The sequence below is a fragment of the Acinetobacter calcoaceticus genome (assembly GCF_051947995.1).
Taxonomy (GTDB): Bacteria; Pseudomonadota; Gammaproteobacteria; order Pseudomonadales; family Moraxellaceae; genus Acinetobacter.
Genome location: NZ_JBLVVH010000007.1, coordinates 121,203 through 146,306 on the forward strand (window position 1 = coordinate 121,203; position 25,104 = coordinate 146,306).

General features: G+C 43.2%; 19 protein-coding genes. 11 read left to right on the forward strand and 8 right to left on the reverse strand.

What is annotated here, in order from left to right:
- Positions 1–7: 7 nt before the first annotated feature.
- The 3 genes from ACNQO6_RS14050 (at position 8) to ACNQO6_RS14060 (ending at position 4,314) form a co-directional block, all read left to right on the forward strand.
- Positions 8–736, forward strand: a complete 729-nt coding sequence (locus ACNQO6_RS14050; RefSeq protein ID WP_440209358.1) for a DUF6160 family protein — start codon at positions 8–10, stop codon at positions 734–736.
- Positions 737–765: 29 nt separating this feature from the next.
- A complete protein-coding gene (locus ACNQO6_RS14055; protein ID WP_440209359.1) occupies positions 766–3,189 on the forward strand; it encodes a DUF6160 family protein in 2,424 nt (807 codons plus the stop codon).
- A 123-nt stretch (positions 3,190–3,312) separates the two neighbouring features.
- On the forward strand, positions 3,313–4,314 hold the full coding sequence (locus ACNQO6_RS14060) for a DUF6160 family protein (RefSeq protein ID WP_440209360.1): 1,002 nt from the start codon (positions 3,313–3,315) through the stop codon (positions 4,312–4,314).
- 68 nt (positions 4,315–4,382) lie between these two features.
- Here the strand turns inward: ACNQO6_RS14060 and ACNQO6_RS14065 are convergent, their stop codons facing one another.
- Both ACNQO6_RS14065 and ACNQO6_RS14070 read right to left on the reverse strand, forming a co-directional pair.
- The gene (locus ACNQO6_RS14065) at positions 4,383–5,312 is read right to left on the reverse strand and encodes a tRNA dihydrouridine synthase (RefSeq protein ID WP_440209361.1); all 930 of its coding nucleotides are present in this window, start codon (positions 5,310–5,312) and stop codon (positions 4,383–4,385) included.
- Between the two features lie 79 nt (positions 5,313–5,391).
- The gene (locus ACNQO6_RS14070; protein ID WP_005283757.1) at positions 5,392–6,201 is read right to left on the reverse strand and encodes a cytochrome C assembly family protein; all 810 of its coding nucleotides are present in this window, start codon (positions 6,199–6,201) and stop codon (positions 5,392–5,394) included.
- Between the two features lie 147 nt (positions 6,202–6,348).
- On the opposite strand from ACNQO6_RS14070, the gene ffh reads away from it, so the two are divergent.
- Both ffh and ACNQO6_RS14080 read left to right on the forward strand, forming a co-directional pair.
- Complete coding sequence (ffh, locus tag ACNQO6_RS14075) at positions 6,349–7,758, forward strand: signal recognition particle protein (RefSeq protein ID WP_440209362.1); 1,410 nt, start codon at positions 6,349–6,351, stop codon at positions 7,756–7,758.
- Positions 7,759–7,919: 161 nt separating this feature from the next.
- Positions 7,920–8,507, forward strand: coding sequence for an RBBP9/YdeN family alpha/beta hydrolase (locus tag ACNQO6_RS14080; protein WP_440209363.1), 588 nt, complete (start codon positions 7,920–7,922; stop codon positions 8,505–8,507).
- Here ACNQO6_RS14080 and ACNQO6_RS14085 read toward each other — a convergent pair.
- Together ACNQO6_RS14085 and ACNQO6_RS14090 are read right to left on the reverse strand one after the other, a co-directional pair.
- Positions 8,477–9,220, reverse strand: coding sequence for a pantothenate kinase (locus ACNQO6_RS14085; RefSeq protein WP_279696556.1), 744 nt, complete (start codon positions 9,218–9,220; stop codon positions 8,477–8,479). The two genes, ACNQO6_RS14080 and ACNQO6_RS14085, sit on opposite strands and share 31 nt — an antisense overlap.
- Before the next feature lie 15 nt (positions 9,221–9,235).
- The gene (locus tag ACNQO6_RS14090; RefSeq protein ID WP_440209364.1) at positions 9,236–10,012 is read right to left on the reverse strand and encodes a biotin--[acetyl-CoA-carboxylase] ligase; all 777 of its coding nucleotides are present in this window, start codon (positions 10,010–10,012) and stop codon (positions 9,236–9,238) included.
- 6 nt (positions 10,013–10,018) lie between these two features.
- Between ACNQO6_RS14090 and ACNQO6_RS14095 the strand changes: the two genes are divergently transcribed.
- The 5 genes from ACNQO6_RS14095 to ligA all read left to right on the forward strand — a co-directional run bounded on the left by ACNQO6_RS14095 (position 10,019) and on the right by ligA (position 18,714).
- The gene (locus ACNQO6_RS14095; protein WP_343579478.1) at positions 10,019–10,819 is read left to right on the forward strand and encodes a sulfite exporter TauE/SafE family protein; all 801 of its coding nucleotides are present in this window, start codon (positions 10,019–10,021) and stop codon (positions 10,817–10,819) included.
- Positions 10,820–11,186: 367 nt separating this feature from the next.
- Entirely contained in the window at positions 11,187–11,882 is a 696-nt protein-coding gene (locus tag ACNQO6_RS14100) for a GntR family transcriptional regulator (RefSeq protein ID WP_279696550.1), read from the forward strand.
- A 10-nt stretch (positions 11,883–11,892) separates the two neighbouring features.
- Positions 11,893–15,339, forward strand: coding sequence for a chromosome segregation protein SMC (gene smc / locus ACNQO6_RS14105; RefSeq protein WP_440209365.1), 3,447 nt, complete (start codon positions 11,893–11,895; stop codon positions 15,337–15,339).
- A 1-nt stretch (position 15,340) separates the two neighbouring features.
- On the forward strand, positions 15,341–16,351 hold the full coding sequence (locus tag ACNQO6_RS14110) for a cell division protein ZipA C-terminal FtsZ-binding domain-containing protein (protein ID WP_440209366.1): 1,011 nt from the start codon (positions 15,341–15,343) through the stop codon (positions 16,349–16,351).
- Between the two features lie 335 nt (positions 16,352–16,686).
- The gene (ligA, locus tag ACNQO6_RS14115; RefSeq protein ID WP_440209367.1) at positions 16,687–18,714 is read left to right on the forward strand and encodes an NAD-dependent DNA ligase LigA; all 2,028 of its coding nucleotides are present in this window, start codon (positions 16,687–16,689) and stop codon (positions 18,712–18,714) included.
- A gap of 70 nt (positions 18,715–18,784) precedes the next feature.
- Here the strand turns inward: ligA and ACNQO6_RS14120 are convergent, their stop codons facing one another.
- Positions 18,785–19,840, reverse strand: coding sequence for an SDR family oxidoreductase (locus ACNQO6_RS14120; protein ID WP_440209368.1), 1,056 nt, complete (start codon positions 19,838–19,840; stop codon positions 18,785–18,787).
- Positions 19,841–20,193: 353 nt separating this feature from the next.
- On the opposite strand from ACNQO6_RS14120, the gene ftn reads away from it, so the two are divergent.
- Complete coding sequence (ftn, locus tag ACNQO6_RS14125; protein ID WP_009516307.1) at positions 20,194–20,658, forward strand: heteropolymeric bacterioferritin subunit Ftn; 465 nt, start codon at positions 20,194–20,196, stop codon at positions 20,656–20,658.
- A 77-nt stretch (positions 20,659–20,735) separates the two neighbouring features.
- Here ftn and ACNQO6_RS14130 read toward each other — a convergent pair whose 3' ends face one another.
- The 3 genes from ACNQO6_RS14130 to benE form a co-directional block, all read right to left on the reverse strand.
- The gene (locus tag ACNQO6_RS14130) at positions 20,736–22,004 is read right to left on the reverse strand and encodes an OprD family outer membrane porin (RefSeq protein WP_440209369.1); all 1,269 of its coding nucleotides are present in this window, start codon (positions 22,002–22,004) and stop codon (positions 20,736–20,738) included.
- A 45-nt stretch (positions 22,005–22,049) separates the two neighbouring features.
- Positions 22,050–23,408 (reverse strand): aromatic acid/H+ symport family MFS transporter, encoded by a 1,359-nt coding sequence (locus ACNQO6_RS14135; protein ID WP_440209370.1) that lies wholly within the window; start codon positions 23,406–23,408, stop codon positions 22,050–22,052.
- A gap of 461 nt (positions 23,409–23,869) precedes the next feature.
- On the reverse strand, positions 23,870–25,063 hold the full coding sequence (gene benE / locus ACNQO6_RS14140) for a benzoate/H(+) symporter BenE (RefSeq protein ID WP_440209371.1): 1,194 nt from the start codon (positions 25,061–25,063) through the stop codon (positions 23,870–23,872).
- Between the last annotated feature and the right edge of the window lie 41 nt (positions 25,064–25,104).

Genomic DNA, 25,104 nt, shown 5'->3' on the forward strand with positions numbered 1-25,104 from the left:
TAAGACGATGAAAAAAATCACAACGTTACTTCTTATATTGGTCACAACTTTGACGCATGCCGAACTGCAAAGTCTGGATAATGCAGCCTTACAAGCTGTTGAAGGTCAGGCTGGAGCAGATTTATCCCTCAAGTTATCACTAAACCAGATTTATAACAGTACAACGGGAAAATATGAGTTTGATAATGGTTTGGGTGGCGTGTGTGAAAACTTAGCTTTTTGTCATCTTGGGATTTCGGTCAATAAACGTTTTGTCAAAAATGGCAATCAACCTGTAAGTGATCCAACCCAGGCCAATCCTGCAAATAAAGTCTGGTTAGTCTTTAAAGGCATACAAGGAACCATTGATCTGCAAAAGCTAGGTCTGGATGGCGTTGACCTGATTTATAACGATGACGGTGGAGTGGCAAGAACTAAACCGGCAATGCAATTAAGCTTTGATCCCACCAAGCCAATCCTGATCCGAAACTTTGGTTTCAATGCACTTGCAATCGAGCAAGATGATTTTACCAGCTACTATGATAGTAATGGAAAACTGGTCGAAGGAAATAATCCGACTACACCACCAGCAAGCGGTTATGGTTATTTAAAAGCACCGACATATGCAACTGATCATCCTTCCGTGTATGACCGTAATAAAGAAACGGGATTTATGGGATTAAAAATGAATGGTAATTTGGCGATTCAAGGAAATGTCATGATGTTTTCTTGTGATGGCAGTCATCCGCGTTGCTAAGCTGGCTTAAATTTCAAAGGATTGAAGTGATGAAAAACAATAATGAAAATACTGTAAACATAAGGTTTGCACTCAATACCTTAGCTGCAAGTATATTTTTTATTAGTCATTCTGCTTATGCATTACAAGCTTTGGATGACAGTGCTCTGCGTAGTGTGAATGGGCAAGATGGCGTCCATATTGAAACCACCTATGACAAGATTCATGTGGACCAGTTTTTTTGGCAAGATGATGCTGGCCGAGGCAGTTCTGATGCGGCGGGCACGACCTTAAAAGCAGTCGCCAACAATTTTAATATTCAGCAAAATGCTTTAGGCAATCCACTTGGAACAACCTATAAGCTAAATACAGGAAGCAATGGTAATAAAACGGGATTGGACATCGAACTTTCCTCAAATCCATCTCTCATCACCATTGATTCATTTCAGATTTGTGACACCAACAGATGTAGTAGTGATATTGGTAATTTAGCAATTCAGACCACTTCACCATTAGATTTAAAGTTTAAAACGACGGATGGTCTTTTTAGTAAAAGCAGCCAGGCTTCGTTAGAGTTAGGTCTTAAAAATGCCAATATTTATTTGGGGCAGACCTCAAATAATGAGTTGAATCAACTGGTGCTGAAAAACCTGAATTTTAACTTTTTAGGTAAAGGCGTGATGTTTGTCGATTCTGTTGAAGGGATCAAGCTACAAACCAATAATGCATTACTTACTGGAAATGCAGCAAATGCTTCATTGACCCAGACGCCGACGACTGATTATGGTTATGTCGATTTTACCCGAGTTAAAGATACTGGCAATGTTACAGCTGGAACCTACGCAGATGGTGGCGTAGCGACCAATGCAGGATTAAATTTAGAGTTTTTGTTGAATAAAAAAGCAAATCCAGCTTCTCCTTATACACTGGATGCAACCAACACACCGTTAAATCAGCAAGCCAGTCCTGATAATAAGGCTAAAGGTTTAATTCGTGTCGGAGCCAATGGTCGTATGATCAATGGTTCTCTACAGTTGCGTGGTATCAATGCAAGTAATGCCGCAAATCCTGCTTATGGAAGCAACTATGGCAATCCTGAGGGAACCAATATCCTCGGCAGCACCACTGGCGGAAATGCCATCATGGGGAAAACAGGTGTTGCATTCCGTATGAAGGCTGAATTTACCAAAGATAATGACTCGATGTTGGGGACTGATGGAAAGGCCACAACCTTAGAAATAGGTGGTGCAGGATTAAATACCTATGGTTTTGAATTCGGCAATTTAACGGGTTTACAGTTAGGCACCCGAGGCTCCTTTGATACGGGTAATGTCTATCTCAATCTGGTGGATGCCCGTTCAGTCTATTTGCCAGCAAACTATGTTTTTCAGACTTCTAAATTTGGTAATGGCAGTTTCTTAACCCGAGATGTGGACTATACACAAAGTCTGCATACCCAAACAGGAACCACAAACCCTTATAGTCTGCTTGTGGCCATTCGTGGCGCAGAGTTTCAGGCAATTTCTCGACGAGGACGTTTCACTAATAGTGCAACCAGTAATCCTGAAAGTGGTTATGCAGCAATTACCAATCATACGGATAATAACTGGGGTCTAGCATTACCTTTTTATAACCTGAATGCCAATATGGCCATGTATGGTACAAAAGTAAATGCCAATGAGGCATTCTATTTTGACAAAAATGGTGTGAAGCGTAGTGTTGGAAGCAGTGGTGAAACGCCACGATTAGGTTTTTCATTGGGTCTCAGTACCACAGGTGTCGATCGAGATAGCGCCTATAAAGCTTTAGGAAATAAAACCACTTCTATTCTGGTAATTGACGGTGCTCGAAACTATTACATGGGCTTGCGTAATATTGATATGTTGTTAAAAGGAACGGGAAGCCTCGGTCTTGAAAATGGCAGTTTTAATGCAACACTTAAAGATATGCTCATCGTGATGGCGGCAGAAGTTGCTGCGGGTTATTTACCTGGTGCAACCTATACAGGTGGCGTGTCACCTAATAATAACTTTGCATTGAGTAATGATGTGCTATTTGGTTTAAAACTTCGTATTGGAGGAGATATGAATCTGTCTCTTATTCCAAATAACGAATATAAAGCGGATGGTACAGGCAATGCCTTGAATATTGTCGGTGATCTTAAATTAAATGCCGCAAGCAATAACACGATACAAATTAGTGATCCTGTGGATGGTTCAACTTTAGGTCTAGATAATATTCAAGGTGATATTGCATTTAATAACGCCATTAAGATCAGTCGAGATAGCTCAGGAGAAGGGGTAGCAAGCTTTAATGCCGGGCTGACCTTTAACCCGAATCGTACCACTGACGGTGTCTTTAGAACTCGAGATATTAATCTTTATGGGCCGAGTGGTGGTGCTCAGCGTTTAGGTGAAATGGCAATTACGGGTGGACGCTTAAACAGTCAATTTTCAATCATGCCTAGAAACTAAGATATTTGATGGCGTAACAGTAGATGCTTCTACTTATCTATCAAATGATAAATTGATTGTGTAACGAGTCGGTTATGTTAAGCTGTAGTATATATTTTAAACATTTGTCTATGGATGAGGACAATGAATAAAAACAAGAAACTAGCGTGTTTGTCATTAGTATTGTTAAGCCCATTAACAATGGCGATGCAACCGATGGATGATCAGAGTCTTTCAGCAACAACTGGACAAGACGGTTTGACTATTGGCTTACAGTCCAATGTCCAGTTTAATCAATTGGCAATCATTGATAATGACGGTTTACCGAGTGGTGGCTATACAGGACGTGCTGGTCTGGTAATTGCAGGCGTAGCGGGTCAAGCTGTTGCCAGTCCAGTTAAAGTAACAGGATTGAATGGTAGTACTGAGACCACTTTCGGTTTAAAAGCAACGATTGATACGGATAAAGGTAATGCTTCAGCAAAGGGCGCTTTTGCTAATATTGGTTTAACTTTTGATAATAGTATTACAGGGCTTCGAATCTCACCTTTCTCTATCTATACCGCAGGATCAAGTTCACTTTCTAATTTAAATGGAAGTAGCTATACACGTAACTCCATCTTTACCGCAGGGACTTTACTGAAAAGTGATGTCAAAGAGCTGTTGCGGGTTGGAGGAATCGATATTGTTTTTGCAGCGAATAAACCGAATATGAATATCCAGCTGGGTGCAGCACCGCAAGGTCATATGGTAATGTTTGATGGAGCAATTGAGTCCATTTGTGGATCAGGAAATGGTTGTAATATCATGCTGGTGTCTGATTATGCAACACCAGGAAACTCTGCAACGCCGGCCGTTGGCGCAAGTTTTAATTTTAAATTGACAGGAAATAATGGTAATCCCTTTGGGCTTAAAGGTTTTTATGCTGGAGTTTATGGCCCTGAAGGGACTGATAAAGGGGGGCTTATTTTTGGCAATGCCGGCACAACAGATAAGTTTGATTTACAGCTAAACAATGTCCTGTTAGGTTCAAATGCAGCTCAACAGTCAGGTGTTTTTAATAATTTACCAAATGCTTCAATTGGTAATATTGGCATGACAGGTGCTTCGATCACAAATCTAAAAATGAAAGTCAGTGGTATGTAATGAAGTGTTTTTGGGTTTTCCAAAGCGGCTTAGGCCGCTTTTTTTTATTTAAATCTTAAGTACAAGCCTCAGCTCTGTTTTAAATACTGAAGGATATCTTCAAGCTGTTTGATCTTCTTCACGTGTGCCCACAGTTGCTGGGCTTCAGGATAAGCCTTGGTCATCATTCCTAACCATTGCTTATAACGTCCGACCATGCCAATTTCGGTCTTGTATTGACCGCTTAAGAAGCGTAGCTGCAGTTCAACCAGTTCAGGCCAAGACAGCAGCGCATGATCCATATCCTGACGAATGCATAAGGTTAAATCTGGTGTAGTCACCGCACCGCGGCCAATCATTAAATCTTGGCAATGAGATTGTTCCAGACAAGCTTTGGCATGAGCATTGTTCCAGATTTCACCATTGGCAATGACATTGATTTTTAATGCTTCGGTAATCGGTTGAATCTTTTCCCAGTAGGCTGGCGGGGTATAACCATCTGCCTTGGTGCGTGCATGTACGGTGAGCCAGCTGGCGCCTGCATCTTCAATGGCATGGGCATTGTCTAAGGTATGATTCTCATCGAGATAGCCCAAACGCATTTTGGCTGAAACAGGGATGTGTGCTGGTACGGCATCACGAACGGCTTTGACCAACAGATGTACGGTCTCCGGTTCATCCAGTAATACAGAACCGCCACGATGGCGGTTTACAGTTTTGGCCGGACAACCAAAATTCAGGTCAATTGCAGGTGCACCCAGTTCAACCACTTTGGCTGCATTGGCTGCGAGCATCTCTGGATTGTTACCTAGAAACTGTACATGTACCGGGGTGCCAGCCGCAGTTTTACCACCATTTTTCAGTTCTGGACAAAAGCTGTAGTAGATATGATCGGGCTGAATGCTATCGGTAATACGGATAAACTCGGTCACGCACCAATCAAAACTGCCAACATGGGTGAGCACATCACGCATGATCGGATCAGTCAGACCTTCCATTGGAGCGAGTACAAGTTTCACGATTTTTACCTAGCGAAGCGAAAACAGCGTTATACGCATTTTCAGATAGGCTGTCTAGTTTTTATTAAGTGAGAAAAGCTTAACGTCCTAATATCATTTCCAAAACAAATTTGCTGCCCATAAAACCAATCGCAAGCAGGACAAAACCAGTAATGGTAAAACGAATTGCTTTACGCCCACGCCAGCCAAATTTGTAATGTCCGATCAACAACGCGCCGTACAAGAACCATGAAATGATACTAAATGCAGTTTTATGTGCGAGATGTTGGGCAAAAAAGTTATCAATGGTAAAGAAACCGAACAATAATGCGGCAGTGAGCAGGCCAAATCCGGTAATAATCAGGTCAAATAACACAGATTCCATGACCTGAAAGGGCGGAAGTAAATTCACCCAGATGCGTCGTTTTTGTTTCTTTTTCAGTTCCCGGTCTTGAAACCATAAAAGCACAGCATGGATGGTGGCCATCAGCAGTACGGCATAGGCCGCCAGTGACAGAATGATATGTAGGTCCAGACCAAAGCTATGTTGTTCAATCACCTGATTGGGTTGGCTAAATGCAAAGCCCAGAATTAAACCAAAGGCAGCTACAGGGGTGCCAATCAGGTTGAGAGGCAGGATCGGGCGAATCAGGCTCAGGATCAGACTCAGTGCCAACATCAGTCCGGAAGTGAAGGACATCAGGTTGAATACATCATAGTTCACCCCAATAGATGTCAGCATGTCTTGGGAAAGAACGGTGGCATGTAGCACCAGTCCTAAACCGACCATCAGGCCATAACACCAAAGATTTGGAGTACGTTTTGACATCAATCGAATAAACAAATACCAAAATGAACTGGTATAGGCGATAAGTGCCAAAATTGTGTAAACCAAGGGGAGACTGATCATGTCAAACCTTTTTTAGGAGGATGAATAATATTCGCCATATAAGATATAAATTCGCTTCGAACTACAGTATCCTATAGCATCTTATGCATAAATTTTCTATTTTAAGAAAGATTTTTTTGCAACTAGCCATTTTAAGCGGATTTCGCAATGTTTGATACCTTAACAGAACGACTCACACAGAGTTTAAGAAATGTTACTGGCTCAGGGCAGCTGACCGAAGACAATATTAAAGATACCCTGCGTGAAGTACGTATGGCACTTCTTGAAGCCGATGTCGCGTTACCTGTAACTCGTGAATTTATCGCGAAGGTTAAGGAAGAAGCGCTCGGTCAGGAAGTCATGACTCAGCTTTCTCCTGGTCAGGCATTTGTAAAGATTGTCTATGATGAACTCACCAAGATGATGGGTGAGGCTAATGAAACATTAGATTTAAGTGCAAAACCACCGGTGGTTGTACTGCTTGCCGGTTTGCAGGGCGCGGGTAAAACCACGACTGCTGCAAAATTGGCACGTTTCTTAAAAGAACGCCAAAAGAAAAAAGTGATGACGGTGTCTGCCGACGTATACCGTCCAGCAGCGATCAAGCAGTTAGAAACAGTATCGAATGAAGTCGGTGTCGGTTTCATTCCATCTGAAGCGTCTGAAAAGCCGATTGATATTGTCAAGCGTGCGATTGAGCAGGCCAAAATCCAGTTTGCTGATGTTCTGATTGTCGATACAGCAGGTCGTTTACATGTCGATGAAGACATGATGGACGAGATCAAAGAATTACATGCGGCGGTAAAACCAACCGAGACTTTATTCGTTGTCGATGCAATGACCGGTCAGGATGCTGCCAATACTGCCAAAGCCTTTAATGATGCTTTAGCTTTAACGGGTGTGATTCTGACTAAAACCGATGGTGATGCACGCGGTGGTGCAGCACTTTCGGTTCGTGCCATTACCGGCAAGCCAATCAAGTTCTTGGGTATTGGTGAAAAACTGGATGCGCTTGAGCCATTCCATCCGGATCGTGTTGCACAACGTATCTTGGGGATGGGTGACGTCCTTTCTTTGGTCGAAGAAGTTGAACGTAAAATCGACAAAGAAAAAGCCGAGAAAATGGCGAAAAAACTGCAAAAAGGCGGTAACTTCAACTTTGAAGATATGCTGATGCAGTTTGAGCAAATGAGCAAAATGGGCGGCATGATGGGCTTCCTCGACAAATTACCAGGCATGAGCAATGCGGGTATTCAGGACGCAATTGAAAAAGCCAACCCTGAAAAACAAGTCAAGCGTATGGAAGCCATCATTCAGTCAATGACGATCAAGGAACGTCGTAATCCTGATCTGATTAATCCAAGTCGTAAAAAACGTATTGCTGCCGGCTGTGGTATGGACGTTGCTGAAGTGAATAAACTGATCAAGCAACAGGCACAAATGGCGAAAATGATGAAGAAATTTGCGAATCCATCAGGTATGAGCAAAATGCTGAAATCATTAGGTAATATGCAAAAACAATTCGGCGGTGGCGGTGGAATGGGCCCTTTATTTGGTAGTAATGACCAGAAAAAGTAAGTTCTATCGACTTCCTGAAAAGGCGCGTAATGCGCCTTTTTTTATACCTGCATTTTGAGTGGTATTGTATAAAATTGATACAAAATATCGATGTTAAGCATGATTGAAAAAGAGCAATATATTTCATAAGTTTATGTTTTTATTGGAAAATAGTGTTAAATATGTCACATAATTCAAAAAATAGCGTATTTATTCTGCATTGTGAACATGCCGATCCCGACCAGCATTGGTATGGCTGGTTAGAACACCAACTGAAAAGCGATGAACTGATCGTCGAGCGTGTATTTCTTGCCGATGCCAGTCACCCTGAAGCCGAGATTTGGCAAACTTGTCTGGAAGCGCAATTAAAAGGACTGAATGAGCGGAGTATTGTCGTGGCACATGGGCTGTCCTGTGTGGCGCTCTCAAGATTTTTAGCCAAGAAATTGCAGCACATGACCATCAAGGCGGGGATTTTTATTGCCGGTTTTAATGATCCGATTGCTCAACGTCCAGAATTTAATACTTTTATTCAGCAGGCCCAGTTTGAGAGTGGCATTCTGAGGGCGAATGTTCAGCGACGACTGGTGTTCTTTTCCAGTAATGATCCCGTGATCCCTGTACCATTGACCTTTAAATTTTCAAACCTGCTGAATGCCCAACTGATTGAGGTCACTCAGGCAGGGCATTTCCGAGCAGAAGATGGTTTTAAGGAATTTCCACAGTTGTTGCAGGCACTTCAGACCTTGCTCAAAGCTGAATTGAGCTGAGCATAGTGTTTTAAACCTTGCAATAGTAAATCGGATTCAACTTGAGGCTGATAATGACTAAGGAACTTGGCAAACAAAGCGGCATCGCCACCGGTTAAGATCAACTTTTTCGGGGATTGCTGCATGATTTGATCAATGGTACTGATCAGACCCAGCAATATACCGTGATGGACTGCATCGACCGTGTTATGACCCGGTTTTAAATTATCGAAAGCTGAATCTGGGATTTTGATCCCTTTGGTATTCTGGATCAGTGAATCTCTTTGCAGATAGAGATTTGGCAGAATATAACCGCCCAAATGCTGTAATCCTTCCACCAGATCGATGGTCAGCGCTGTCCCGCAACCAATCACACAAAAGTTTTCCTCAGCTTTGGCCACGGCCAATACTTGCAGCCAACGGTCAATCCCGAGCTGGCTTGGCACATCGTAACCGCATCTCAGGCCGGCATACTCGGCATGCACTTTGGCAAAGATGATCGGGATATCCAGAATATCCAGAATCATCTGAATCCGCTGATTATTCTCTGAGTCCAGAACTGAGGAAATACCGACCTGGGTCAGCTTTTGATAACGAAAATGCTGGATTAAACCGAGCAACAGATCAGCAGGGGATTGCAGGTGTAATTCGGCTGCATGTTCAAGCACCTGATCGTTTTGCGTAATCCAGTATTTTAGGCGGGTATTACCAATATCAAGCCATAAACTTTTCATAGAATCTTCACTTCCTCAGTTCGATGCGAGACGTAAACGGCCTTGATAAAATTGCTGGGTCTGATCGGTCTTGATCAATACCGCCCCTTCATTGGAAATCCCTTGGAATAGCCCCTGAACCGTGCCTAGAGTATGTTCAAATTCGACTTGCTGATTGAGCCAGATGGCATGATGGTTAAAACGCTCTGCCAGATTATAACTGCCATGCTCAAACCACTGGGCCGCCTGCTGGATTGCTGTGTAGAGCTCGGCAATTAAGCCGATTCGGTCGATTGGATCTAAACCGAGCATTTGTAATGAGCTAATTTGCTGGTCCGCATTTTCTACCGGCGGGGTGGTGAGGTTGATACCCACCCCAATAATCGCTTGATGGGCCGACAGCGGTTCCACCAGAATGCCGCCCCATTTGCCTTGAGGACTATATAAATCGTTGGGCCATTTCACTTGTAGATGAAGACCGTGTAAGCTCGGCATCTGTAGAATATTTAACGCAATTTCCAATGCCAGACGACCGTCGAGTGCTGTCTTGGTCTGGATCAGTGTGCTTAAATAAATGTTTCCTTCAGGAGAGGACCATGGTCGTTGATGTTGACCACGACCTTGTGTCTGCTGTGCACTACACACCAGTCCTGTAGTAATCCCTTTTTCTGCAATCTCACGCATATCATCATTGGTTGATGTCGTGGTGGTCTTGAGTAAGACCACTTCGGGAAACTGATTTTTTGCATTCAATAACTGTTGAAGCTGGCGGGTTGCGAAATCATCCATCATTTTTACAAGTAGCGTGGTCATGTGTTTATGGAGTTAATCATATATTTGCTGATTGGTGCAATTGCCGGATTTGCTGCGGGGCTGTTTGGCGTGGGCGGTGGCTTAATTATTGTGCCGATTTTATATATTGTGTTCACGCAAATGAATTATGACCCGAATGTCATTATGCATATTGCAGTGGGGACATCATTAGCCACCATTATTGTGACCTCAATCAGTTCGGTGATGGCACACCATAAGAAAGGTGCCGTACTGTGGTCCGTGTTCCGTAATCTGGCACCGGGGCTGGTCGCGGGTTCATTCTTAGGCGCGGGTATTGCCGACCTGATGTCCGGGCAGCATTTGCAACTGGTAATTGGCGTATTTGCGGTCTGGATGGCCTATAAGATGTTTAAAGGGGCCCATGCTGTGGTTGATCCAAACCGACACTTGCCATCCGCAGCGTTACAGCTGGCTGCAGGTGGTGGCATTGGTGTAGCATCGGCGATCTTTGGCATTGGCGGTGGCAGCTTAACCGTTCCTTATCTAAATCGTCATGGGGTGGTGATGCAAAAAGCCGTTGCAACCTCTGCTGCTTGTGGATTACCGATTGCTGTGGCGGGTGCTCTGGGGTTTATGTGGTTTGGGGCCAAAGAGCAGATTGACGTTCCCAATACCATTGGCTATGTCCATGTATATGCCTTTTTTGGCATTAGCGTCATGAGCTTTATCACGGCGAAATTTGGTGCCAAAGTTGCTCATCGCTTATCGCCCGCCATGTTGAAAAAATGCTTTGCAGGCTTACTGGTGGTGGTTGGGTGTTATTTTATCTACAAAGGGCTGATGTAGGTTTTAATTTATCTCTTTGGTTATGAACGTCAAGAATGGATGAAGACGCTTATGTGCGTATTCATCCATGATTAAATTGCGATTGATTTAATATAAATAATATTTTTTGTGATTTATTTCATGAAACTAATGCTGGATCAGATGAATGGTTCACAACTGATCAAAAAGATAAATATTTGATACTTAACAGAGAAAAAATGATTTTTTAGTCTATTTTGAGAAAGAACAGGGACTTTTTCAGGACGATTGGCTTAAAAAGCAATAAAATTGTCAGACAATGATATAGAATTTATAGGGTGAGATCAGTTAAAACAAAAAAGCGTAAATAGCATTGGACAATGCGTATAACAAAGATAGTGAGGCGCTCATGAATCTTGAAGAGGCTGATAGTCTTTCTGAACAGATTGCAAAATATATTAGTGAACAAATTATTAGCGGCGAGCTGGTTGAAGGCGAACGTATTCAAGAGTTGCGTATTGCAAAAGAACTCGATGTCAGTCGCGGTTCTGTCCGTGAAGCATTGTTATTACTGGAACGTACCTATTTAATCGAGATTTTTCCACGACGTGGTGCGATTGTCTCGGAAATGTCGGCACAACAGGTCAAAGCGTTGTTTGATACCAATGTGATGGTACTTGGGCATATTGTGCAACGGATTAGCGAAACCTGGCGTGTCAATGAAGCGGAGCATTTACAAGCTTTACTGGATCAATTGGTGGAGTTCGTGCGCGCTGGTGATATTGAAAAATTTTATGATGCGATCTTTACATATCTAGCTGAACAACATGAAATGGTGGCAAATCCATACCTCATGCAATTTTATAAAGAACTGTTGCCATCCTTGCGTCGTAGCTATTTTCTCACCCTGAATACCTCGCGTCGGGAGCTGCAAGAGTCATTTACCCTGTTTAAGCTGGTGATTGATGCTATTTTGATCCGAAAATCACAACAAGCCGCTTTATTTATGGAAGATTTTTGTCGACACTTGCGTAACCTTGTGTTGGAATCTCTGACACGTATGAAACAGATTGAATTGGCCTGGGCTAGACGCTCACGCCGCTAGTTAGGGCAGTATGCGTTTAAGTAGTTTAAAACTTTCAGGCTTTAAATCTTTCGCCGATAGTACAACATTAAATTTCAAGGCGAACCGAACTGCGGTTGTGGGGCCGAACGGTTGTGGTAAATCCAATGTCATTGATGCGATTCGCTGGGTTATGGGCGAGTCCAACGCACGTCAATTGCGTGGCGGTAGCATGCAGGATGTCATCTTTACCGGGACCGCCAAGCGTAAACCTGTTGGTGTCGCCAGTGTCGAACTTCGTTTTGACAATACCTATGGTAAATTGGGTGGGGCATATAACGCCTATAATGAGCTGGCCGTCCGTCGTCAGGTGACACGTGAAGGAAAGTCTGAATATTTTTTGAATGGCACACGTTGCCGTCGTCGTGATATCACCGATATTTTCTTGGGGACCGGTTTAGGACCGCGCTCTTATGCGGTGATTGAACAGGGCATGATCAACCGTCTGGTGGATGCCAAGCCTGAAGAAATGCGGGTCTTTATTGAAGAAGCGGCTGGGGTATCACGTTATCAGGCGCGTCGGCGCGAGACTTTGCAGCATTTAGAACATACTGAACAGAATCTGGCGCGTTTAGATGATATTGCCGCAGAACTGAAATCACAGCTGAGAAGTTTGAAGCGTCAAGCTGAAGCTGCGATTCAATACAAAACTTTAGAAGGCCAGATCCGTACTTTAAAAATTGAAATCCTGTCTTTCCAAGCCAATCAAAGTCAAAAATTACAGCAAGAATATACCGTTGAAATGACGGCATTGGGTGAAAACTTTAAGCTGGTGCGTTCCGAGTCTCAGACCATTGAACATGATCTGGAAGCAACCAGTGCTTTATTCCAGCGTCTGATTCAGCAGTCTTCACCGTTGCAACAGGAGTGGCAACAGGCAGAGAAAAAACTGGCTGAGCTGAAAATGACACTGGAACAGAAGCAGAGCCTGTACCAGCAGAATAGCAGTAGCCTGGTGCAGCTTGAGCAGCAAAAAGTCCAGACCAAAGAACGTTTACAGTTGTCTGAGCTACAGATCGAAACTTTATCTGCCCAGTTTGATGAGCAAAATCAAACATTGTTGGCATTAGAACAGCAAACACAAACGGCTGAACAAAATCTGGGGGATGTTCAGGCCCAGCACAAGCAGGCATTGCAGCAGTTTGAACAACTGAAAGCACAGGTCGACAAACAGCAACAGCAAAAATTGCAGATGGCAGCACAAATTGAGCAGCTTGCCAAAAATGTGCTGCGAATTGAACAGCAAAAGCAAACGCTACAATCGCAAAGTGGTCAGATCCGTGCGCAGGTTCAAGATGAAGAACAGGAGCAGCTTGAGCAATTGCAGCAACAACTGCATTTAGAGATGGTTGAGCTAGAAGCAGCCATTGAAGAACTACAGCAAAATTTACAGGCACAACAAGAACAACAACAGCTGGATAAGTCGGATGTGCAGACACTTAAAACCGAAATACAGGTTTTACTGGCTGAACAAAAGAATTTGAATCAACTGGTGGCGAAACAAAGTCCAAAGCAGCAGAATACGGTTCGCTTGATGCAAAGCCTGCGTTTAACTGCGCAAGGTAAAATCCATGCCAGTATTATTGAAAAGTTCTTGGCGAAGTGGTTACAAGCACATTTACTGGAGGATGAGCAGTCATTTCAGGAGGGTGTGGCGCGTCAGTTAAAGTCAGCGATGCAACAACCTATTCAAATTCAACATTTGAGCTGCATAAGCGACTGGATTGAAGCCCCACAATCTTCACTCTGGGCAAATATTGCTGTGGCTGAGAATCTGGCAATCGCCTTAGCGCATCAAGCACAACTCCAACAGACACAGTCGATTTTAACGCTGGATGGTTATCATGTTGGCGCAGATTGGGTGATTGGTCTGCATTACGATGAAGATAGCCAAAGCGCACAAGGTATGCTCAGTCATCAGGTGCGTTTAGACGAAATAGCGCTGCAACTTGCGGAGAAACAGCCTAAGCTGCTTGAACTGGAACAGCAATTTTCTCAACAGCAGCATACCTTGCAACAGCAACAACAGCACTTACAGCAACAGCAGCACAGCCTGAAACAAAAACAGAAAGAGCTACAACAGCTCGATGTGCAAATTGCCAAATTGCAAAGTACAGCGCAGGCTTTTGTGTTGCAGCAACAGCAATTGACAGATCAACTCAAACAGCTGGATTTACAGCTTGAAGAAGATGCCATGCAGCGTGATGATCTGGAAATAGATTTGCATGCACTTGCACTCAAACTCGAAGCAGTATTGCCAAATTATAAAACCTTGCAGTTTCAGGTGGAAAACCTGAATGAGCAACTGGATGAGCAACAGCAACAACTGCTTCAGCAGCAACAGCAACGTGAAAGTCTGCGTCGCCAGACCTCTCAGGCCAATCAGCAAATTGAACTGTTAGAGAAAGATATTTCGTTCTTGAAAACGCAATATCATCAGATCATTGAACAAATTGAGCAGGCGAAAAAATTTGTTGATCCGATTCAGCTGGAGTTGCCAAATTTAGAGTCACAATTTCAGCAGCAATTTCAGCAAACCGAAAAATTGCAAAAAAACTGGAATGAATGGCAATTGGAACTGAATCAGATTCAAGAGAAACAGCAGCAATTGACCGAGCAGCGCCATCAAGCCCAGCAAAAAGATGAGCAGGTGCGTGAACAGTTAGAGCAAAAGCGTTTGGCTTGGCAGGCAGCCAAATCGGATCGTGAGCACTATCTGGAACAACTGAAAGAGTTGAATGCAGACGCTTTATCCGATCTGTCGATTGAAATTAAAGATCATCAGCAGAAACTGGAAAAAGCCCAGCAGCAATTCGAAAAAATTGGTGCGGTCAATCTGGCAGCCTCACAAGAATATGAGGAAGTATCACAGCGTTTTGATGAACTCAGTCATCAGATGCAGGACTTGCAGAATACGGTTGATCAACTGAAAGATGCCATGAAAAGCATTGATCAGGAAACCCGTAAGTTATTTATGAGCACTTTTGATCAGGTCAATCAGGAAATGCAAGTCCTCTTTCCTAAAGTCTTTAATGGCGGGGAAGCGAGCTTAAGTCTTGAAGATGACTGGCAATCTGGCGTGAAATTGATGGCGCGCCCACCTGGTAAACGCAATAGTTCATTGGCGCTGTTGTCTGGTGGTGAAAAAACCTTGACAGCATTGGCGCTGGTGTTTGCAATCTTTAGATTAAACCCTGCACCATTCTGTGTTTTGGATGAAGTTGATGCGCCTCTGGATGATGCCAACGTGCAGCGGTATTGTAATTTGGTAAAAGAGCTTTCTGAACAGGTGCAATTCATTTACATTACACATAATAAATTGGCGATGACAATGGCAACTGACTTACTGGGAGTGACCATGCCAGAGCCAGGCACATCAAAATTAGTGACTGTCGATTTAGAGCAGGCAAAAGAATACGGGTTAGTTGCGGAGTCATAGTATGGAAATGAATACAATAATAGGCATTGTTATCGCCGTTGTGATTATGCTCGTTGGTTTAATGATGCTGTTTAGAAAACCAAAACCGGTCGAGCCGTCATTAGAAGCGGATTTATATATTAATCCTGAAAGTCAGCAGCCTGTTATTCCTCGTCATGTACGAGATCAAGTTTTACCGGATGAAGTGGTCACCACAACTGAACGTGTTGAACCCAGTCTAAATACAGATGCGGTTACGATAGAGAATCCGGCAGAAACAACAGGTGAGACTGCAAATACTGTAGAAAAAACAGAAACTGTGGTTTCAACAGCAGAAGTCACTAAAGAAGAAGCTGTTGAGGCAGTTGTAGACACTGAAACTGTTCAAAAAGATGAGACCGTAGCTGCTGAAGCAGAAACAACTGTCGCCGCTGAAGAAGTAGAAATTATAGAGAAAGCTGAGGAAAATAAAACCGAAGCAGAACTGAGCTTGAATCCGAATATCGAAACGGTCGCCATTGAAGAGTTTGATGGCGAAAGTAATATTCTAGATGTGCATTTACACGAACAGCAACGCTACGATGATGAGAGTGCTTTAGCCACCGCAGAGCAGATCATTGCCCTGAATGTTTATCCGAATCCGCGCCGTGCCTTGTCAGGTGATAAAGCACTCAAAGTCTTATTGAAATACGGTTTACGTTTCGGTGAAATGTCGTGCTTCCACCGTTATGAAAATACCGATGAACCAAGTGCCTTGATGTTCTCGGTATTGCGTATGACCGATAATGGTCCAGCGGGTTTTGATCTGGAAACCTTATCTGGTGAACAGGTGCAAGGTCTTGCATTCTTCCTGGCTTTACCCAATAGCAAAGCCGTTACGGGTTATGACATGATGACCAGTATTGCCGGTTTAATTGCGCGTGAAGTGGATGGTAAGGTTTATGATGAAAATAATCTGGAATTTACCCCGCAGTTAAAAGAGCATTGGCGTCATCACGTGATTGATTATCGTCCAAATCAGGCGGCAGTTTAATTAGTTGTTTCTTCATAAACTGATTAACATATTTTTAAATTTTAAAAATAAAGAACTTAACGGAGTCATGTTGGGTTCTCATCCTATTTCTGGATAACCTTCGGTTCGACTTACTTTTGTTTCGGCAAAAGTAAGCAAAACCATTGTCATCTGCAAAACCTGTTTACTTCTTTCATCAAAATTCTTTTATTGCAAAAACATTATTTTGCTTAAACCACGCAGGTTGCAGATGACATTTCTGAGTATCATATTTCATGTCTAACTCAGGTTCGATATACTAAATTTAGTAAAAATTATAGGGCGGTTTTTCCGCCCTTTTATATGGTGAAATTTAAATGGAACACAACTCAGTTATTGAGCAAATGCGTCAGTTGATTCAACTGATTGCAAAACATAATCATGCTTACTATGTGATGGATCAGCCTTCCATCTCAGATAGTGAATATGACCATTTATTTCATCAACTGAAAGCACTCGAACAACAATATCCAGACTGTATTCAGGCAGATACCCCAACCAATAAAGTGGGGGGGCAAGCCTTATCGAAATTTGAAAGTGTTACCCATGCAGTACCGATGCTGTCATTGGGCAATGTCTTTAATCAGGACGACCTGTTTGCTTTTGCCCGTCGTATTGATGAACGTTTACCGAATCAGAAAGTCCAGTATGAAGTAGAGCTGAAACTGGATGGTTTAGCGATTTCACTGTGGTATGAAAATGGTGTACTGGTGCGTGGTGTGACCCGTGGCGATGGCGAGACTGGTGAAGACATAACCCAGAATGTTAAAACCATTCGCAACTTGCCAAAAGTACTATCAAGTCAGCATCAATCCATTCCACAGTTTTTAGAAGTACGTGGCGAAGTATTGATGCCGAAGCAAGGCTTTGAAAAGCTCAACGCCGATCAGGAAGCCAAAGGCGATAAAACCTTTGCCAATCCACGTAATGCTGCAGCAGGTAGCTTAAGACAGCTTGATCCGAATATTGCAGCCTCACGTCCATTGGCGTTTTATGCCTATGGGATTGCGCAGTGTGTACCGAACCATGGACTCGAGACCATGCATGACAGTTTGCATTGGTTAACCCGATTTGGGTTTGAAATTGCAGAACGTCAATTCCTGTGTGCTTCGATTGAAGAAGTACAACAGCGCTATGAACAGATTCAACAAGAACGCCCAGACCTCAAGGTTGAAATTGACGGTATGGTGATTAAGGTGGACAGCCTTAAACAGCAGCAACAACTCGGCTTTTTGAGTCGTGAACCGCGTTGGGCCACGGCTTATAAATTCCCTGCACAGGCCGCACTCACCAAAGTTGAAAATATTGACTGGCAAGTGGGTCGTACAGGAACATTGACACCGGTTGCACGTTTAGCACCTGTCTTTGTGGGTGGGGTAACGGTATCGAATGTGACCTTACACAATATTGGTGAAATTCATCGTTTAGATGTGCGCGTTGGCGATACTGTCAGTGTCTACCGTACTGGTGATGTGATTCCGAAGGTCGAGAAAGTCTGGGCGGAGTTCCGTCCTGTTGAAGCAGAAGTTGTACATCTTCCAGAAAATTGTCCCGTCTGTGATTCCCCTGTGGTGATGCCGGAAGGTGAGGCCTTGGCACGTTGTTCAGGTGGCCTGTATTGTGCAGCGCAGCGTATTGAGGCGATTCGTCATTTTGTTTCACGTAAAGCACTGGATATTGAAGGTTTAGGCGATCGTTGGGTGGAATCACTTTTGCATCTCGACTTGCTCAAAGATGTGGCTGATATTTATCATTTACATGAACATCGCGCGACCTTATTGACCATCGAGAAAATGGGTGAGAAATCGGTTCAGAACCTGATTGATGCGATTGAAGCCAGCAAGAAGACCACTTTGGCACGCTTTATTTATGCCTTGGGGATTCGTGGGGTGGGTGAGACCACAGCGCGTATGCTGGCGAATACGTTCCAGACGCTTGAGGCTCTGAAATCAGCGGATATTGAAGCACTCAAGAAAACGCCTGATGTGGGGGATATTACTGCAGAATGGATTGCTGATTTCTTTCAGGCACCGCATAACATTGAGGTACTGGATCGTTTAATGGCTGCGGGTATTCATTGGGATGCACCGACTGCACCAACGCGTCAACCGTTGAATGGTGAGAGCTGGGTGGTGACTGGAACGCTGGAAAGCATGGGACGTGATGAAGCGACACAAAAGCTGCAAGCCTTAGGTGCCCGTGTCAGTGGCAGTGTTTCTAGCAAAACCAAATGTGTGGTTGCGGGCGAGAAAGCGGGTAGCAAGCTGGATAAAGCGCAGAAACTGGAAATTCGCGTAATGAATGAACAAGAGTTTTTAGAGTTCTTGCAACAGTATGAAGCATAGATTCTTGATTTAAATTTTGAATCAGTGCGAATTCATAAAAAGGCGGCATCAATGCCGCCTTTTTCTTGTATTAAATATATTTTTTTACAATGCCATCATCCAGCAATTGCTGGAAATGTTCACAGACACTTTCTCGCACATCGCGATATTCAATGCCGAGTTCTCTGACACTGCGTTGCGCATTAAAATAAATCGGATAGCCCATATTCAATTTTACAAATTCACGTGAATGGCCGAGGACTGGCGCGACAAAAGCAAAGGCATTTTTTGGAACAGTAAAATGCGGGAAGGGAAACTTATAGCCAAACTTCTGAGTAAGTGCTTTGCCCATGTCCAATAAACTGAGTGTGCCACCACAAATGATATAACGACCGTGTGCTTCCGGATTCAATGCAGCGGCGACATGGGCATCTGCCACATCACGTACATCAACAATGCCATTCCACATCGGTGGTACACCAAACAAGGTGGTACCATTACCAAACTGTTGCAATACTTCAATACTGCCTGACTGACTGGCATCGGTGAGGGATGGCCCCATGACTAAAGCCGGATTAATGCACACCAGATCCCAACGATCTTGCTGTTCTACCATTTCCCAAGCTTTGCGTTCGGCCATGACTTTGGAATAAGGATAGGGCTGATGTGTTTCGCTACTGGTGGTGTTCCAGTGATTTTCATCAAATTCATTATTGGCAGTATTTTGAATCTCAATTGCATCGCCATAGGTTGAGGCAATACTTGAGGTGAGTACCACACGTTTAACCGATTCAGTGCGATTAACGCTGTTCAAAACATTTTCTGTGCCTTTTACCGCCGGCTCAATAATGTCTTTAACTGCATCTTTATAGTTGGTGACCACGAACGGCGAGGCGGTATGAATCACGATTTCGCAATCTTTCATTGCTTCATCAAATGAACCTGTTTCAAGCAAATCTGCTTTGAAAAACTGGATGTGCCCGGATGATTGCTCTGCCAGATCATAAAGATGCTGGATCTTGTTTTTCTTTGATGGATCACGCACTGTGGCATGAACCGTATAACCTTGCTTGAGCAGGCGTTCAATAATCCAGCCTGCAATATAACCCGTCGCGCCAGTGACCAAAATCGGTTTACTTTTATCCATTGTGGTTTCCACATTATGTTTTTGTGATTGCTGTTATTTACCGAATTTTGCTTAAACAAACAACAGCTGGGCAGTCATTTTTTAGGCTTTTTTGATCAAAACTTCGGCGAAATAAGAAGCATTGCTAATCGTTACAAAAAATCAAACAAATGATTTTCAATAGAATTATCCATTTTTAAAGTAATAAATGATATGCAAAGGCTTATTTTATTTAGATAAATTTGGCTAACCAGAACTGTAAATGCGTATGTTTCTCATTTTAATTTTATAAAAATCATAAACTTACACACTTTTATTTTTGCAATTCCATTATAACTTGGCCATAATATTGTCATTCGATAGGAGTAAGTATTATGCGTGGCAATCCAGAAGTCATCGACTATTTAAATATGCTCATTGGCGGTGAATTGGCTGCTCGTGATCAATATTTAATTCATTCAAGAATGTACGAAGATTGGGGCCTGAACAAGATCTATGAGCGTATTGACCATGAAATGCAGGAAGAAGCATCTCATGCCGATGCCATTATTCGTCGTGTTCTGTTCCTTGGTGCTCAACCGAATATGAACCGTGAAGACATTAATGTCGGTACGGATGTTGTCAGCTGTTTAAAGGCGGATTTGGCACTTGAATACCATGTCCGTGAAAAACTGGCAGTGGGTATTAAACTGTGTGAAGATAAAGGCGATTACATTAGCCGTGATATGTTGCGTCAGCAGCTTTCTGATACAGAAGAAGATCATACCTACTGGTTAGAAAAGCAATTACGTTTAATTGAATTGATCGGTTTGCAGAATTATATTCAATCACAAATCTAATTGAGCCGTTTGAATGTGTGCTGTAAAAGAGAACTTCATCTGAAGTTCTCTTTTTTTGTGAGGAAGAAGTATAAGACTTAGAATTTTTTACTATAGTTCACAAATAAGCGGTCTTCACCAAAGTCATTACCATGTTTCACATCATAGTCAATGCGAATGTACTGTAGTGCAAAACCTTTGAGATAAGGCTGCTGAAAAGCATAGTTCACAATAATATTGGACTCGGTTTCATGGTTTTTCTCACCATTGGCTGCCTTAAAATCATGACCATAGACATATTTCACCATCGCATTTAGCCCAGGCACATAGTCCTTAAAATCATAGCCATACATTAGGTGATAAGACTTTTCATTCTTTTTAAAGAAGCCTGTGGCATTCCAGTTGATAAAATAAGTTTCAGGCAGGAAACCATCAGGTAAGGGATAAGCAGACTCCCCGATAATCTGCTGATAGCCTAAACCAAAGGACTGATTATTCACTTTTAACATTTCCAGTATTCCAATATTTTGAGCATCAATATCAAAGTTGCTACCATCATTTTTGGCATTGAAATATTTAAACTTGGAATTCAGGGTGAAGTTGGATTGTTTCCATGTATGGTCTAACCCTACATAGTGTTTATTGTAGAGGTCTTCTAAATTGCCAAAGTAGTATTCTGCCTTCAATGATGGCGTGAGCTGATAGCGCAGATCCAGATAATTTAAACCATCCGAGTAAACGGTTTTGCCATTGGCAGTAAAAGAAAATTTACGAAAATCTTCTTCATTGCGGGGGGAGACTTTGGTGACTCGGCCTATTTCGGCATAGAGCTGATCAGAGAGCTGGGACTTTAAATTGGTGCCCCAATAGGAAGCCAATAACTGACGACTGGCATCTACTGCGGTTACAGGCAAATCCAGCCAGAGTTCACCGACACTGAGCAGTGTTTTGTTATAGCCCAGTTTCAGGGTCGCACCATATTTTAAATAATCAGAGGCTTGTGATTGGGTTTGGGTGTCAAAGGGTAACACTGTATCCGCCACATGCTTATCCTTGCTTAAACGGACTGCATATTGCACCGAAGCATCTGCTCCGATGGTGATCGGTTTGTTTGCGATTTGCAGTGGCGTATCCCGCATATTGGATTTGTAAAATAAAGACGCCGCTTGTGACCAGCTTCCCGTATCTTTCAGGCTTGGGTTGTCATAGTCGCGATTGATATAGGCATTTTTCAGGGTAAATTTCCATTCATCCTGAACAGGCTGGGTCATCTCGGCAGCAAAAACCATTGGGCAAGCCAAGCCGCCCATTGTCAATAAGGTTGCAACCGTTAAGTACGAAGGGGAAAAGTATTGTAATAATTTCATAATCCATATCCGAAGTCAGTGCACCCGTCCTCGGTGCACGGGGTTTTATTGCTGAGTCAATGAAGGTTGGGAGTTAAAGCGGGTTGCGGGTTGAGCTGCAACAGAGACTTTTAAATTCACCAGGAAGATGGCGAGCGCGGCGATAATGCCGGGAATCGCGATGGCGAGAAAATTCATTTGATGGGGCAATTCAAAGGTCAGTAAAGCACCGGTTAACACAGGACCGATGATGGCACCAATTCGACCAATGCCTGAGGCCCAGCCCATACCGGTTGAACGTACTGCGGTAGGGTAGAATTGGGCCACAAAGGTATAGAGCAAAATCTGTGAGCCAATCGTGGCTGCACCAGCAATTGCAATCAGGCTATACAAGATAAATTGTGGGCTATTGAAACCCAGTAAGATCAGGGCAGCAGCACCGATCACGAACATACTGGTAATCACGGGTTTTAAATGGAATTTATCCGCTAATGCGCCCCCGCCAATTGCACCGACCATGCCGCCAATATTTAGTGCAAACAGGAACAGCATACTGGCACCTAAAGAATAGCCCGCCTGTAGCATCAGTTTTGGTAACCAGCTACCTAGCGCATAGACCATCAACAGACACATAAAGAAGGCAATCCAGAACATAAAGGTGCTAAAGCTACGACCTTGCTGGAATAAGGCACGGACAGGTGCGTCAGTGCTGGTACTTTCATTTAGAACCAGCGCTGAGTTGTGGGTTAATTCAGTTTCAGGTGAAATTTTAGTGACAATCATTTTGGCTTGATCGTGATGATTCGATTTCACTAAGAAAGCCAATGACTCAGGCAGGAATTTCCAGATCACAGGCAACAGTAACAGGGGAATACCTGCAATTAAAAACATGATCTGCCAGCCCATGTCTTTGACTAACCATGCACCCAGTAAGGCAGAACTCATGCCACCAATGGCATAGCCGCTAAACATCAGTGCGACTAAGGTACTACGGATTTTTTTCGGCGCATATTCGGTCATCAATGCGACAACGTTTGGCATCACACCACCAATGCCAAGTCCCGCGATAAAACGTAAAATGGCAAATTCAGTGGGGCTTTTTGCAAAAGCACCTAAGAAGGTAAAGCCACTGAATAAAGTGACGCAGATCAGAATGGTTTTTTTACGGCCCAGTTTGTCTGAGAGTGTGCCAAAAATCATGGCACCAAACATCATTCCGAACAACGCCGCACTGGCAAGCAATCCCGCTTGCACGGCAGTCAGTGACCATTGCTGCATCAGCAGGGGTAAGGCGACGCCGTAAATAACCAGATCATAACCGTCAAAAATAATAATGATCAGACACCAGATTAAAACCTTCCAGTGAAATGCGGTAAAACGGGCTTTATCAATAATGTCATTAATATTGACCTTGTTTGTATCCATTGCTTCACCTCCAATTTGTGAAGTATCGAGTTATTTTTTATTAAGCTATTTTGTTATCGGGGCAGAGTCAAAAACCTAATTGATATATCTTTATGTCTTTAAAGTATTGTGATTTTTTACTAATTAAGTATTTGAAAAATATTGTTTTTTAAATTTATGTTTTTATGCTGTGGTATAAAAGGCTGAATTGGTGTTAAATATTAAAATACGAGAATATTAGTCATTTTAAAGTGGTGTTTTTAAATATTTTTGGATGAATAATCATAAGTGAATAAATAAGGTTCTTATTAAAAAATGACTTATTTTAGTCAGGTTTAAAAGGCTGAATAATTGCGGATTTATCAATCAGATATTTATGGGGTAGTGGGTATTTTAAAATACAAAAAAGAAAACCTGAATATTGCTCAGGTTTTCTGATCACATGAGAGGTGAAGTCGTAAAAAGAGGAGATATGGAAGCTGTTAAGGCGCGACGGACTGTTTGCTTGGTGTGAGAATCAGATGGGCAATTACCCCGATGCAAATCCCCCAGAAGACTGAACTTAAGCCTAGAAAATGCATGCCAGAAGCGGTTGCCAGAAAAGTAATCAGTGCAGCATCACGGTGTTGAGGATTCTGCATGGCAGCGGTGATATTGGTTGCAATTGCACCGAGTAAGGCGAGGCCAGCCAAAGCCGCAACAAGTTCTTTAGGCAGCAAACTAAATAACATCACAAGACTGCCCGCAAACAGTCCGCCGAGAATATAAAAAATTCCGTTGGCAATCCCTGCCATATAGCGTTTTTCTTTCAGTTCATGTGCATCCTTGCCCATACATAACGCTGCTGTAATGGACGCGAGGACGATGGTAATACCACCAACACAAGCCACAGCGAGAGAGGCAAGACTGGTAGCACTGATAATGGGTTTGGCAGGCATGTCATAGCCACTCAGTTTCATGATCGCCATACCCGGTAAGAACTGGCCGGTTAGACTCACGAGGATTAAGGGCAGCGCCAGATTCAAGGTCGAGTTCCAGCTCCATTCCGGGCTGATCCATTGTGGAATAGCAAGATTAAAACTGATCTCTACAGGATTCATTTTACCCAGAATCAAGCTCAATAAAATTCCAGCAGCCAATACCCAAATCATGGTGTAGCGCGGCATCAACCGTTTAGCGACCAAGAACACAATCAGCATGCTAAACACAATCAAAGGCATATGATCTGAAGCCGTAAACAGATTGATGCCGAACTGGAACAGGATTCCTGCCATCATACCCGCAGCAACATCTTGTGGAATCCATTTCAGTAACTTGTCGAAACAGCCTGTAATACCGACCAGAAAAATCACGATGGCGGAGGTGATATAGGCCGCGACTGCTTCATTCAGTGAAATGTCAGGAAATAGCGTCACCAATAAAGCGGTACCGGGCGCAGACCATGCGGTAATGACGGGGGTTTTATATTTTATCGAGAGATAAATACCCGCTACGGCTGCACCAATTGAAATGCCCCAGATCCATGACACCATCATCTCGGTTGAGACATGGGCACGTTGCGCCGCCTGAAAAAAGATAATGAGTGGTCCTGAATAAGAAATCAGAACCGCAAGAAAACCCGCCACCGTGGCTGAAATGGACCAATCTTGTTTTAATGTTTTGAGTAAAGTTGTCATTGGGTGATGGCCTCCATGCACATCCTGTTCTTTATCTGAAA

What these genes read in the sequence shown, in the direction of transcription:
- ACNQO6_RS14050 (WP_440209358.1), top strand. Translation starts at nt 8, where the DNA reads ATGAAAAAAATCACAACGTTACTTCTTATATTGGTCACAACTTTGACG.
- ACNQO6_RS14055 (WP_440209359.1), top strand. Translation starts at nt 766, where the DNA reads ATGAAAAACAATAATGAAAATACTGTAAACATAAGGTTTGCACTCAAT.
- ACNQO6_RS14060 (WP_440209360.1), top strand. Translation starts at nt 3,313, where the DNA reads ATGAATAAAAACAAGAAACTAGCGTGTTTGTCATTAGTATTGTTAAGC.
- ACNQO6_RS14070 (WP_005283757.1), bottom strand. Translation starts at nt 6,201, where the DNA reads ATGATCAGTCTCCCCTTGGTTTACACAATTTTGGCACTTATCGCCTAT.
- ffh (WP_440209362.1), top strand. Translation starts at nt 6,349, where the DNA reads ATGTTTGATACCTTAACAGAACGACTCACACAGAGTTTAAGAAATGTT.
- ACNQO6_RS14080 (WP_440209363.1), top strand. Translation starts at nt 7,920, where the DNA reads ATGTCACATAATTCAAAAAATAGCGTATTTATTCTGCATTGTGAACAT.
- ACNQO6_RS14085 (WP_279696556.1), bottom strand. Translation starts at nt 9,220, where the DNA reads ATGAAAAGTTTATGGCTTGATATTGGTAATACCCGCCTAAAATACTGG.
- ACNQO6_RS14090 (WP_440209364.1), bottom strand. Translation starts at nt 10,012, where the DNA reads ATGACCACGCTACTTGTAAAAATGATGGATGATTTCGCAACCCGCCAG.
- ACNQO6_RS14095 (WP_343579478.1), top strand. Translation starts at nt 10,019, where the DNA reads ATGGAGTTAATCATATATTTGCTGATTGGTGCAATTGCCGGATTTGCT.
- ACNQO6_RS14100 (WP_279696550.1), top strand. Translation starts at nt 11,187, where the DNA reads ATGAATCTTGAAGAGGCTGATAGTCTTTCTGAACAGATTGCAAAATAT.
- smc (WP_440209365.1), top strand. Translation starts at nt 11,893, where the DNA reads ATGCGTTTAAGTAGTTTAAAACTTTCAGGCTTTAAATCTTTCGCCGAT.
- ACNQO6_RS14110 (WP_440209366.1), top strand. Translation starts at nt 15,341, where the DNA reads ATGGAAATGAATACAATAATAGGCATTGTTATCGCCGTTGTGATTATG.
- ligA (WP_440209367.1), top strand. Translation starts at nt 16,687, where the DNA reads ATGGAACACAACTCAGTTATTGAGCAAATGCGTCAGTTGATTCAACTG.
- ACNQO6_RS14120 (WP_440209368.1), bottom strand. Translation starts at nt 19,840, where the DNA reads ATGGATAAAAGTAAACCGATTTTGGTCACTGGCGCGACGGGTTATATT.
- ftn (WP_009516307.1), top strand. Translation starts at nt 20,194, where the DNA reads ATGCGTGGCAATCCAGAAGTCATCGACTATTTAAATATGCTCATTGGC.
- ACNQO6_RS14130 (WP_440209369.1), bottom strand. Translation starts at nt 22,004, where the DNA reads ATGAAATTATTACAATACTTTTCCCCTTCGTACTTAACGGTTGCAACC.
- ACNQO6_RS14135 (WP_440209370.1), bottom strand. Translation starts at nt 23,408, where the DNA reads ATGGATACAAACAAGGTCAATATTAATGACATTATTGATAAAGCCCGT.
- benE (WP_440209371.1), bottom strand. Translation starts at nt 25,063, where the DNA reads ATGACAACTTTACTCAAAACATTAAAACAAGATTGGTCCATTTCAGCC.